Origin of the sequence: Halobellus rarus (assembly GCF_024494595.1) — an archaeon.
Classification (GTDB): domain Archaea; phylum Halobacteriota; class Halobacteria; order Halobacteriales; family Haloferacaceae; genus Haloquadratum; species Haloquadratum rarum.
The window spans coordinates 184,675-196,562 of the sequence record NZ_JANHDI010000011.1 but is presented as its reverse complement, the minus strand read 5'-3'; the positions used below and the strand labels follow the sequence as shown (position 1 = coordinate 196,562).

Below are 11,888 nucleotides of genomic sequence, written 5' to 3'. Positions count from 1 at the left end.
CTGAGCGACATCGACCGCCTCTGAAGGTCGATCGACAGGGTTCGTGGTGGAGGGCATCGATAGCATGTGGACGAACCGTCGGTGTAGATGTTCTGTTATCGAGTCGTTCAGAGTAAAACAAGCACGAGGCCGAGCGCGACGACGAACACACCGAGACAGACCCCGACAAGTGACGTCTTGGCCATCCGGACGAGCGTCTGGCTGGGCGGACGATCGGAGACGACGAGTGGGTCGATGCCGTCGCCAGTCTCGGTGACACGGCCAACGACAGTGACCTCATCGCCGGGCATCGCACGCTGTTCGCTGTAGCGGCGAGTCCCGAGCGAGAGACGCCTCGTGAGCGGTCGGACGAGCGATGGAGGGGATCGCCAGTACGTCGTCACTGGGACGGCGTCAGTGGTCCGCTCGAACCGTGCGATGCGTTCGGGGGGCTCGTCGCTCGGCGGGACGGTCGCGACGATTTCGCGTTCGAGTGTCACGGTGCGTGCCGGCTCGACGATATCGACATCGGCTTCGGCTGTGCGCACACGGAACGCATCCGAACCCGCCAACTCGTGGATCGTCACGAACCAGGGGAGCAAGAACGGACTCAAGCGGCGTTCTTCGACGGCGTATCGGAGGGCAAGACAGTCGTTCCCGCTGACGGGCGCGCTCAGGAGGTCGGCGTCGCCCTGCTGGGCCGTCCCGGAGACACGAACGAGCGCCCCAGGAGTCGTCTCACCGAGCATCGAGACGACCTCAGCCCGGTAGATGCTGGTAGCACGCCAGACGTACCGCGCACTGAACGCGAGGACGATCGTCCCGACGACGGCGAGGCCGACGCCGAACAGTTGACTTCCGGAGAGTCCGAAGACCATGCTGACTGATTACGTTGTGAGCTCTCGATAGAACGACACGGAGTACACTCCGAAGAAGCCACCGAACAGCGTCCCGACCACGAGGACGAGGAGGCCGACGACGGCCACGAGCGGGAGTGACAGCTCCGGGAGATGAAGCGCCGCTGCCGATTGCGGTGACAGCAACAGCGAGAGCACGCCGAACACACTACCGAACACCCCACCGAGGACTCCGACGAGGATCGAGTAGCCGAGCGTACTCACCAAGTGCTCACGAACGAACGACACGCTGCGTTTGAGCCCGTCGACCGCGCCCATATCTTCGAGCACGATCGCCTGGCCGTAGAATTGGACGAAAAAGAGCGCTAGGAGATACAGAAGGACGACGATGGCGACAACGATTCCGATGACGGCGAGAACAGCGATGCTGGCTGATTCGAGACCACCGCTTCCGATGACGAAGATGCCGCCGAATAGCGCGACGAAGAACGCGACCATCCCGAGCGCAAAGTTGACCGCCACCAGGGCGAGATACGCGACGAGGATGGAGACGTAGTTGGCTTGCCCGTCGTCGACGAACGTCTGCAGTGCTGTTCGTCCATCGAGAGCTTCGTCGGCCATCGCGATCAATCCACCTTGGAAGAATGGCATAACGACGAGGAATACGAGCGACACTCCGAACGAGACGACGCTGCTGAGCAGTGGGTTGACCGCCTGCAAGGCTAACTGTGGGATTTGGAACAGCGATATCACGAGTATCGGGACGAGCACAACCGGATTTCGGCGGAGAGCACTCGGCGTCCGGCGGAGGGCATTCAGGACAGCCATATCGGAATTTCCATCGGGCGACGTGAAAAGCTGTTCCCTATCAGACAGCTCGCCGAGTACATCGACGGCGACGAGGAATTCGACATCCAAACGGCCGGGTATACGAAGTGTCGATTCCCGGTCCTCGCAAAGCGGTACGTCGTTCGCGATAGCGAAGTCCTCCATGCCGATCTTAGCGGGCTCGAACCGATCGACGAGTAACTGTTGATCAGTCACCTGTCGGGTGAAGGGGAGCCGTTTATCGGGGGCTGATGGCTTGAGCCCCCACTGGGGCTTCGTGATTCCATGTCCGAGCAATCATCAAACGACCCATTCGAGGACTGTGAGCTAGGCCCCGACGCGATCCTCGGGACGCGAACCTTCGATGATGTCCTGTTCACCGAGGAGACGGAAACGCCTATGAACGTCCTGACCGGCGAGACACCGGCACATTCGCAAGCAATCGTCGAGGAAGCGAAGGAGTTCGCTGCGAGTATCGACACGGAGACGCCCCAAATCGCGCTCCCCGCATCCGTCGAGTCGCAGGTCGAAACACAGAGCAAGCCCTACACGGCGGCCGCGTTCTTCCACTTCAAGGCGACAGGCTCGCTCGAACGGCACCGCGCCTACCACGCCGCCTACGAGGCGGACGCGTTCGCGGTCGACTTCGAGGCTGACTACGCGTCGGGCGACCTGACCATCACTGTCGAACGAGCGGACGAATCCTGAGAATCCGCCGTCACGAGGTGAGTTTTTCGAGCGCCGGCGATGGGTGCCGGCGCAGCTGGAGCGACCAACGACACCCGGTGCGTCGGCGTTTCGAGGTGTTCGAGATGCATATGGTGATTTACGCACTGGTAGAGGCATCGACGCACGACGACGCACTGGCCACCGGAAAGTCGGTGTTCGACCGCCTGGTCGGCGCGGACCCACACGCCGGCGCCGTCTTCGATTACTACGTCACGTTCGACGAGGAGGACACGTCCGTTGCGGGGAAGGCGCGATGGGGTGAGCTCCCGACTGCAGCCCCCGTCGACTCTAATGACGGCGAAGACCTGCTCGAGCGTGGCTGGGAGGCGACGAAGGAGGAATTTGAGCGTAATCTCGATCGGGTGAAAGAGGCCATCGACGAGCTCTCCGACGAGGAGATCATGCGCGACGAGGACCTCGCCCGGCACGCCTTCCACCAGATCGGTGCGTACGATGGCCCGACAATCTTCCTGTACACCGAACACGGAACCGGCATTCGCCACCGTGGACAGTTGGACCGACTCCTCGAGGAGAGTGAAGAGCTCTGGATCGTGCCCGCTGACGTCCACTTCTGAAAAATGTCCAAGATCACCAACTGGCGACGCGAGAGCCGCTCGCCGACACTCGCGTATCGGAACACCGAGACCGGTGCGCGAGCCGTCCTGCATCGAGCGCCGGACTCCTACCGGTACAAATGGCGCGGAGTGATTCTCGTCGACGGCTACCCGGTCTGGTCGCAGGGATACGAGACGAAGGATGCGACGTCGTTCCGTGACGTGCTCCGGGAGCGGTCCGCCCCGGCCCTCCGCTGTCCGGAGTGTCCCAACGACGACGTTCTCGTCGGCGAGAAGACAGCTGATGGAGCGAAGGTACAGCGCTGGTACGACTGTCCGGACTGTGGGTACAAAGCCCCCTCGCGCATCGTCTACGGCCCTGAACGCTGAGAACGTACACACGCAGGGTGTTTTTCGGCCGGGGCGGAGAGAGTGACCCGGTCGAACCGGGTTGGTCCAACAATGAGTCTCGAAGTACTCGACCGACACAGCGAGGCACTGTTCGAGTTCCTCTGGTGCCCCGTCTGCGGGCAGGAAGTGTTCACCCACATTCCCTTCGAGGGAGTGTTCTGCAAGAACTGTAACACGCAGGTCGTCCTCCGAGAGTCCCGAGAAAACCGTGGCTACGAGGAGGCTGTGCTCGCGTGCTTCGACACCGACTCGACGTGGAACCTTCACGTCGACGAGAAGCTCCGTCGCGACCTGCCTGACGGCTCGGCACGGGCAAAAATCCTCGGTGCACCGGGAGCCTACAAAGTCGACTGGTGGAGTCCAGCACCTGGGGAGGATTGGGAGCCGGTCGAGCGTGGTGAATTCGACGACATGGAGGAACCAGACGAGGTGTCACATCTCGCTTAGCGGATTGCAATCCCGCTACGACTGTGTGGTGTTGTTTCTGCGCCGGCGAGTACCGATGTCGACACGGAGCCAACTCCGATTCGTCCAACGAGTCGAACAGACCGGTGAGACAGATGGCAGCGCCGACCGCGTCGCGCAGGTGTACCGGCATTCGGACGGCTATCCGGGGAGCGTCCTCCGGGATCTCGCACAGCTGAAAGAGCTTCTCGATGCGACCCGTGCAGAGCGGGGACCGGGCTACACGGCGGCGACGTTCATGTTCCTCGACAAGCTCTCGACAGTCGACCTCTATCTGGATGGCGACCCAGAGCGAACGATCGACGCGGCTCAACCAGCGGATCTCCTCGAGCCGTCCAATATGGAGCACCTGGACCAGCCGCTGTTCCTGCTGGGCCACGGCGTCGAGAATCCGGCCGACGGCATCCACGGCGACGAGGAGTACCTCTACGTCGTGGAACTCCCGACGGAGAACCCTTTCGACGAGCCGACCGAGTGGACAGTCAAAGTGAGCGGTCACTCCGCGTTCCCCCGCTGGGACGGCCCGACTGACGAGGCCTTCGAGCGAGCTGGCAGTTCCACAGATCGCTCGAGGACGCGCTCGCAGAACTGGTCCGGGACGAAGCAGTCGTCAAGTAAAATCCCAAGTCGTATTTATATATTTAGGGTTTAGAAAGACCCAGATGATTTCGAAGGCCGGACTCGCCGTGCTTGACGCGCTTAGTGCCGGCCGTGAAGCAACACCGGAGGAACTCGCGGCCGAAACCGGATATTCACGAGAACATCTGTACGACGTACTCGACGAATTGCTCGCAGCGGGATTGCTCACAGAAACCCGTGGGTCCAGCAATCAGCGTCGTGTCCGCCTCGCGGAACATCCCGTCGCCGAAGCGTATCGAACGCTCCAGTCGGAGTTCAGCCACGTGGACTGGACAGAAGTGCTCTCCCCAGCCACACTCCGCGTGTGTTGGTATCTCGATAGACCACGACACATCGCTGATATCGCAGACCGGCTCGGAATCACTCGACAAGGTGTCCACAGCGCGTTATCACCGCTCAAGCACCGAGCACTACTCTCCAGATCCGATTCGAAGTACACCCTTCATAATGAAGTCTCGCCGCTGTTGGCGTTCGCCCGGGCTACTGTAGAGCACGAACATCGAGCCCGAGTCCGGGAAATCGCCCCCAGCGCCACGATCGCGTGGTGCGATCCGAACCGATCCCTCGTCCGCGTACAGACCGCTGAGGATACGGACGCACTCCAAGCAGCTCCGGACTGGGAGATGACCGGACTGGGTCGGTTTGCAGCGTATGGTCTACAGTTTTTCCTCGCCGGCGAGCCTCCGTTCTGGTATGCGCCGGACGAAGACCTAACGCCTGCTGAAGTCGTATGCCATACGCTCCTTCTGGATAGCGGATCTCGGCAGGTCAGCTATTCGATGCTGCTGATCGAGGCGGAGGATATCGATCAGGAGACACTCGTCGAGACCGCACGGTGGTACGACCTGAAACCCACTGTGAAAGCGTTGTATCGGCCACTTCAGGGCGACTTCGACAGGACAGATGATCTGCCAGTCATCCTCCCAAAGAAGGACGAATATATGGCACTCAGAGAGCAATACGGAATCTCGTAACACCAACTCTCACAGCCTGGCGGAAAATTGCGACTGGTTAGATGATGCCGCCGATTATGAGTAGCCCGACGACGAGCAGCAGCGTCACAACCACGCTCCCGCCAGCCAGCAGTTTGTTCTCCATCGCCTTCTCGTGGATGGGCATCTCGGCGTACTCCTTGCGGAACGCGTCGAGGTTCTCCTCGTCGTAGAAGTACTTCCTCTTCAGCGCGAACCGTTCGGTCACCGCACAGCCGGTACAGACCGGCTCCCCTTCGAGCCGTTCGGTCTTGATGTGGGTGTTGCAGGCGATCGCCCCGCAGTTCGGACAGTAGGTGTACGTCTCGTCGACGCCGCTCGTTTCGCAGTGGACGCAGCGATGAATCCCGTCCTCCAGAGTGACCCGCGAGGGGCCAGCAGCATAGTATTCGTACGGATACGAGTACTCCAGTATCTCTGTCGTCTGCCGAACCTCAGGTAGATACACCGGCTCAATCGATTGCACTGAGATGTCCGAGAGATTCGGCTCACACGTCTTGTTGTACGTGACGTTATTGTCGCCGGTGTAGGTCACCGTCGTCGTGTGGTAATCCTGGAGGCGGTCAACAGCCCACTCCTTGTACTCCGTTTGGGTCTGGCCGAACCGTCGTTCGTCGACGTCATCGAATACCTCGGTAAACTGGCCGGTATCGAGGGGAACCGTCGCGTGGAAATTCTCGGTGACCAGCGTCGCGACTTCGTCGTCGGCCATCTTCGGATGGCCGCGCTCAGCGTGGACAACGAACTGTGTGCGGTCGTTGATCCGGTGGATGACACCGACTGAGGTCTCAAAGACAGCGTTCGTGTCGGCGGTGATCGCGACCACCGGTCGGAACGTCACTTGCGAGTGCGGCACCGGCAGATCCGCGGCCTCAATGTTCTCGATGTCGCGGAACGCCTCCTGGACAGGTGCGTCGACATCCGCCGCCGGATCGTACGGTCGGAGCGTCTCGTCACAGAGGATCTCGATGCGCCCGTTGTAGAGATCGAGACCGATTTCGTCGGCAATCTCCCGAAGGTCCTCGCCGTCGATCAGCTCGATGGGATAGGGATCGTCGTTCCGCTGGAGCCGGTCAGCGTACTCCTCGGCAGGGTTCGTAAATCGACCTGTGGTGGCGACCATCCCTCGCTTCGGGCCGTCGAACTCGAACGTCGCGATGGCCGAGTGCAGCTTCTGGACGACCGGCCGGCCGACCGTCCCGGTGTGCTTGCACTCGACGATGATCGCCCGTCGCGTCCCATCGACGACCTCCTCCATGATGACATCCCGCCCCTCGTCGGCCGTCCGCTCGGCCTGACGGACGTTCTCGTAGCCGAGGTTCCGGAAGACATCCTCCATCAAGTCCTCAAACTCGAATCCCGAGAGGTCGTCCAGTACAGCCATCCGAATGTAATTGGACAGTATCTTGCTATAACTAAATACGTTGTCGACGGTGGCGACGAAGTCCCGACGACGTGAGCGCTGGTGTTGTTGTTCGTCCCGAAAGGGGTGCGGGACGACACATTCGTCCCGGATTACCGATGAGTTCTGAGAGCAACAGCGAGATCGCTCCCGACAACTGGTGGTTGCAACGCCGAACAGATGACGACCATTTCGTGTTCGCCTACGAGTTCTCGAAATCCGTCCTTTGCCACGTCCAGCAACCCTCGGACTGGCTGGTCCGGATCGATCGAGCCGATGGGACGATCCTCTTCAGTCAGCACGACCTCCGGTCGCGAGCAGCGGCGTTCGACCTCGCCAAGAGCGTCATAGAGCTCTGTACGATGCTCCATCGGGAGGTCGTCACGGAGCGAAGTCAAGCGCGAAAACCGATGTACATCGGGCCCCGACCAACCGAGGCCGCGAGTGGGAGCAATCAGGGAGCCGGACGCAGTCCAGATACCGCCCGTCGGCCGTCGGATTCCTTCCCCCGCCAGCCCCCGGGACGACCACAAGGTATGGGCCACTGGGAGGGTGGGTTCCGATGACCGGCGGCCGAGCCTACCACGGTGAACGCTGCATGGGTGGACAGCTGGTGTACACGCCCGATGGCGATGTGCTGGACAAGCACCTCCACGTCCTGCGCCGCGCCCCTGGTGGGTTCGACTGGGGGCCGGAGGCCGATACGGCCCGCATCGATCAGCTCGCCATCGCGCTGCTGGCTGATTCAGCGACGAAGAACATCGCGCTCGATCACTACAAGGAGTTCGCGCAGTACCTGCGTGAAGAGCTCGAGGGAGACGAGTGGCGGCTCCCGACCAGCGACATTTCGGCCGATACCTGGTCGCGAGACATCGACGTCGCTGATGAGACGCCCTCACCGGAAGACATCGATATCACGGCGGTCAATTTCGACGAGATGACCTTCGCGGTCGAGCGGGCGCTCTGCGAGCAGCACGGCATCAGCATCCACCAGAGCGTCGACGACCGCCGCGAGGAACTGGAGGACGCTCGCCAGGCAGTCCAGTCAGAAACTACCGACTCGGAGGAGTTACAGACCGACACCGGCGGCTTCGAGTTCCCCGCAGCTAGCCAGTAGGGGCGGTGACGGCGTTTCCGGCTCTGTTTGTAGAACCCCCGAGAGGGGTGCGGGAGTTACCACTCCCGCGACGTACAAATGAACGGGAACGCACGACGCCCCACGTCGAACGTAGTCCAGACAGAAGCGCTCGCTCACCGTCTCGACGACCCCGTCGAATACGTCGGCTTTCGCGTTGACGGCCACGCCGTCATTCTGAATCTCCCCGAACACCAGCGTCTCACTCCTGATCGAAGTCTCGATCTGGTCACCCACAGTCCGACCGGCTTCGAGTGGGGATACGCTGGAAGCGGGCCCGCACAGCTCGCCTGTGGGCTCCTCCTCGACTACTACAACGACGCCCAGGTCGCGAGAGAACACTACATCGGGTTCCGGAATCGCGTGATCAGCCAGCTCGAGTGTGACGGCCCGGCGGCATGCTGGCACCTCACCGGCGAAGAAATCGACGCGGCGATGGCGACGATCACCGACGACGTCGTCCCCCTTCCCGACGGCGGGGGGCCGTCACCGACACTCCCCGAGAACTGGCTAACGGTCACTCGCCCTGACCGGCGAGTCTTCCAGCGGGCTGATCGCGACCACTACATCGTGCTCGGGGAGGGAACCGACGGCTGGCTGACCGTCCTCTGTAATCAGGGCGATCGCGCCTATCCGGCACCCCTGGCGAGCCGGACGGTTTCGGACGATGCCGATGTCGAGCAGGCTATCCGGTCCCTGGTCGACGAGAGCGACAACCTCATCGAGCCACCGGAGGGGGAGTGCTGATGGAGACGCTTCGGTTGTCGCGAGTCACCCACCAGCTGCTCGAACGCGGGGTCGAGGCGCTCGAGAAAATCGGTCGCGAACTGGAGCGGTACAACGACCGGCAAGATCAGACTGACAGTACTGACTCGTGATGCAAACTCATCATCAGGCTAAAGGAGGAATAAAGGGTTTCAGTACACGAACACTCCGATAGCTACTCTACCCGACTCATCGGGTTGGCTAACTGGTCGTAGTACCACCTCGCTTGCGGTTTGCAGGGCGAATCTAAACTTCCGACAGGATGGTGCGGGTGTGCAAAGAGCGTGCCCTTCCAAGCAGATTCGAGCCGTTCAGGTCTGGGCGTTTATAACAAACCCGCAACTATACTACGATTATGAGGCGTGCCTATCTTTTCGCGCTTCTCGTACTCTGCAGCATTCTGATTACTCCAATATCTTTCAGTGATACAGGTACTGCCCAAGAACAATCAAAATCTGACTCGTGTATAAATCCGCGATCCGATATCGCTCTACAAGACGGGGTTTCGGTGCCACGTGGCGACGCGAACGTCACTGGTCGCTTGTCATACGACCAGAACACCCAGAATCTCACCATTACATATCGAAACCTGTCTTCAGTCGATGAGTTCTGGGTAGGTCTCACGACGACCCACTACAATCGCGGTGTCAGAGTTGTAAACGCAACTGGGTTCGCTAATCTGTCATCCGACATAGGATATTCTTTCCAGTGGGATGGAGAAACACGACGACCGCAACTGACGTTGACAGTCATCAACCAGCCAGCGCCCCGAAAGGAGGACCATGAATACGCTGCGACACCGCGCTGGGGATTCTTCCCGGTTCCAAGCCATTCTCCGGCCACGAATCTCACCTTTGCTGGACAGGGATTCGTTGGCGACCAGTTCATCCTCGCTGGTCCGAACACTATCTATACGGCTACAGCAGGCTGTCAAGACGTTCGGCTCATCGTACCGCGAGCTGCTAATCTGTCCGAATCCCCCAGTAGCATTGTCGATTCACTTGCCTCAGCGTCCCGTCAATTCGATGTTGGACCGCGTTATTCCTATATTAACGCATATGCTGTGACGGATCCAATCCGACGTGGCGGGGCTGCACAAACCCACGAGTTCTGGGTTCATGATTCGGCGACCTTTGATTTTAGCTCTGAGTTTCGCGGCGGGGTGATCCCGGCAAATACGTGGCTGCATGAGTATGTGCATACACGACAGCTGTTTGTAGCCAATACGTCCGTTCTTCTTGGGGACCGCATGTGGTGGTTCACAGAAGCGAGTGCATCATACTATGCTGTTGAACTTACTACCCGGCAACAATACGCTGGCCCGTGCGAGTACACGTACTACTTCTGGAACGTCAGTCGAACACGGATGGGCCAGGTTGTACTCAGCAATCAGAGTCGATGGGGGCCAAACGATCAGGGCCAGTACCGGAAAGGTGCTGTCGTGTTGTCAGCACTAGATCAACGTATTCAGAACGAGACCAACGGGCAACGTTCCCTAGACGACGTGGTTTATCGCATTAACACGCACGAAGGGACCGTGACTTACACCGATTTCAAACAAATCGTTGAATCGGTAGCCGGTACCTCTCTCGACTCTTGGCTTGATGCACGGATCACTACCAGCACGTATCCGGAGCCAGGTCTTCAGAAGAATGCATGCCGATGGCACCTGACAATTGAGCAGCTCCTCTACACTAACAAGGGTCGGGCAGTCCTCGCTATGGCTGCTCTCACCGTCTTCGCTGCCGGTTACCGAATCTATCATTGGCGACAATCCTGAGAATTGCGGATCTTGCCTCGATGCCGCTCTGGGGCTGGTGAAATTCGGTTAGCTATCTCCCATTCTCAGCAGATCACGTTGTTTTTGCGCCCGGCGGAGGGGCGCAGGGCGCGAGACGATGCAGACGGCCGTCAATGAGCGTTCCTGCGTCGAGGTGACTGAGATGAAAGACCCAGAGTCGAGAACCATCTTCGCTGGCGTCGATGGACGGACCGACACCGAACTGCCCGAGTGGTACCGACAGCGTCGCGGGGGCGAAAACCCTGTGACCTTCGCCGAGGCGATCCGCGACCTCCCGCAGGCCGCCGAGACGACCGTGGCCTACCGGAATCCCTACACCGACGAGTGGGTCGAGACGAAGCGGTTCAATGCGCTCGTGGAGCCGAGTCGCGCTCGGGAGCAGGCCCGAGATGGGGACGCAGAGAAAGACCCGTTGTTCCACGTGCCCACCGACTCGTACGCGATCATCAACCCCGTCGACGTCTACGGGCCACTGGAGGAGGTCCTCCGCGAGGAGACCATCGACGGGACGCCCCTGGGTAACGTGATGTTCGGCGAGATTCGTCGCTACCGGGGCGGGGGCGAGGTCCACATGGACATCATGTTCGACGGCCTTGAGGTGCGCCTTCCCGGCCGGTCGGACCCGATCACGATGGGCGTCACGTCGGGCTACGACTTCTTCGGCGAACACGCTGTCTACGTGGAGGGATTCGCCCAGGATGGGTACTGTTCGAATACGATGCGGTCGCTCACCGACAAGGAGGTCATCAAGCACGTCGGCGACGTGCGGAACTTCCGCACCTGGTGGGAAGAGATTCTCGCACAGGTCGAACTCGTCGCCGACGACCTCTTCAAGTTCATCCGTGACGCCCAGGACATCGACCTCGACTTCTCGGAGCTGCCGTTCACCGTCACGGAGTTCTACAGGCTGCTCGGCTTCCCGGACTACCTGGCCGAGCGCGCTGCGAGCGATGCTGAGGCCAACGCGGCCTCACCCGTCGAAATCGATATGTGGACGCTGCATTCCGGCGCCACGTACGCGCTCACGCACTTCTTCCAGGGCAAGGAGGGCGCATCGCTGGACGGCTACGTTCGCACGGCCAACGACATTCTGTTCAACCCAGAGGGCACCATCGAGCGTGTCGAGCGTGCCTACGAGGAGCAACTGGAGGCGGAGGGCGACGACGGGTCGCAGGCGTCGCTCGCCGGCGAGCGAGCGCTGGCGAGCATCGAGTGCGTCAGCGACGACCTGCAGGAGAAGGTCGACCAGTTCGAGGAACGGGAGGACGCGCTCCGTGAGCGGTTCCAGGACGCGATGAGCTGACGTCGCGACGATGCTGTAGTCGGCAATT

General features: G+C 60.6%; 13 protein-coding genes and 1 pseudogene. 11 read left to right on the top strand and 3 right to left on the bottom strand.

The genetic code is table 11. The annotated features are described in order from the left end of the window. Nucleotides 1-107: 107 nt before the first annotated feature. On the bottom strand, nucleotides 108-857 hold the full coding sequence (locus tag NO876_RS13980; protein ID WP_256422278.1) for a hypothetical protein: 750 nt from the start codon (nucleotides 855-857) through the stop codon (nucleotides 108-110). Between the two features lie 9 nt (nucleotides 858-866). Next, complete coding sequence (locus NO876_RS13975; RefSeq protein WP_256422277.1) at nucleotides 867-1,664, bottom strand: DUF7847 domain-containing protein; 798 nt, start codon at nucleotides 1,662-1,664, stop codon at nucleotides 867-869. Between the two features lie 285 nt (nucleotides 1,665-1,949). On the opposite strand from NO876_RS13975, the gene NO876_RS13970 reads away from it, so the two are divergent. From NO876_RS13970 to NO876_RS13945, 6 genes and pseudogenes are all read left to right on the top strand, one after another. Next, on the top strand, nucleotides 1,950-2,372 hold the full coding sequence (locus NO876_RS13970) for a DUF8025 family protein (protein ID WP_256422276.1): 423 nt from the start codon (nucleotides 1,950-1,952) through the stop codon (nucleotides 2,370-2,372). Nucleotides 2,373-2,476: 104 nt separating this feature from the next. Continuing rightward, nucleotides 2,477-2,968 (top strand): DUF7995 family protein, encoded by a 492-nt coding sequence (locus NO876_RS13965; protein ID WP_256422275.1) that lies wholly within the window; start codon nucleotides 2,477-2,479, stop codon nucleotides 2,966-2,968. Between the two features lie 3 nt (nucleotides 2,969-2,971). Further along, entirely contained in the window at nucleotides 2,972-3,337 is a 366-nt protein-coding gene (locus NO876_RS13960; protein WP_256422274.1) for a DUF7568 family protein, read from the top strand. Nucleotides 3,338-3,409: 72 nt separating this feature from the next. Beyond that, nucleotides 3,410-3,805: a DUF7567 family protein gene (locus NO876_RS13955; protein WP_256422273.1), complete on the top strand. Its 396-nt coding sequence runs from the start codon at nucleotides 3,410-3,412 to the stop codon at nucleotides 3,803-3,805. Nucleotides 3,806-3,860: 55 nt separating this feature from the next. Continuing rightward, a pseudogene (locus tag NO876_RS13950) lies at nucleotides 3,861-4,441 on the top strand (hypothetical protein). A 44-nt stretch (nucleotides 4,442-4,485) separates the two neighbouring features. Then, nucleotides 4,486-5,436, top strand: coding sequence for a MarR family transcriptional regulator (locus NO876_RS13945; protein ID WP_256422272.1), 951 nt, complete (start codon nucleotides 4,486-4,488; stop codon nucleotides 5,434-5,436). A gap of 37 nt (nucleotides 5,437-5,473) precedes the next feature. Here the strand turns inward: NO876_RS13945 and NO876_RS13940 are convergent, their stop codons facing one another. After that, complete coding sequence (locus NO876_RS13940; protein WP_256422271.1) at nucleotides 5,474-6,838, bottom strand: restriction endonuclease; 1,365 nt, start codon at nucleotides 6,836-6,838, stop codon at nucleotides 5,474-5,476. Between the two features lie 137 nt (nucleotides 6,839-6,975). On the opposite strand from NO876_RS13940, the gene NO876_RS13935 reads away from it, so the two are divergent. From NO876_RS13935 to NO876_RS13915, 5 genes are all read left to right on the top strand, one after another. Beyond that, on the top strand, nucleotides 6,976-7,422 hold the full coding sequence (locus tag NO876_RS13935) for a hypothetical protein (protein WP_256422270.1): 447 nt from the start codon (nucleotides 6,976-6,978) through the stop codon (nucleotides 7,420-7,422). Continuing rightward, nucleotides 7,419-7,973 carry a DUF6166 domain-containing protein gene (locus NO876_RS13930; protein WP_256422269.1) on the top strand — a complete coding sequence of 185 codons (555 nt, stop codon included), beginning with the start codon at nucleotides 7,419-7,421 and terminating at the stop codon, nucleotides 7,971-7,973. The genes NO876_RS13935 and NO876_RS13930 overlap by 4 nt, the downstream gene beginning before the upstream one ends. A gap of 78 nt (nucleotides 7,974-8,051) precedes the next feature. Next, nucleotides 8,052-8,738, top strand: coding sequence for a DUF6166 domain-containing protein (locus NO876_RS13925; RefSeq protein ID WP_256422268.1), 687 nt, complete (start codon nucleotides 8,052-8,054; stop codon nucleotides 8,736-8,738). Next, the gene (locus NO876_RS13920; protein ID WP_256422267.1) at nucleotides 8,738-8,869 is read left to right on the top strand and encodes a hypothetical protein; all 132 of its coding nucleotides are present in this window, start codon (nucleotides 8,738-8,740) and stop codon (nucleotides 8,867-8,869) included. Before NO876_RS13925 ends, NO876_RS13920 begins: the two co-directional genes overlap by 1 nt. A gap of 1,830 nt (nucleotides 8,870-10,699) precedes the next feature. Continuing rightward, the gene (locus NO876_RS13915; RefSeq protein WP_305882969.1) at nucleotides 10,700-11,860 is read left to right on the top strand and encodes a hypothetical protein; all 1,161 of its coding nucleotides are present in this window, start codon (nucleotides 10,700-10,702) and stop codon (nucleotides 11,858-11,860) included. Nucleotides 11,861-11,888: the final 28 nt, after the last annotated feature.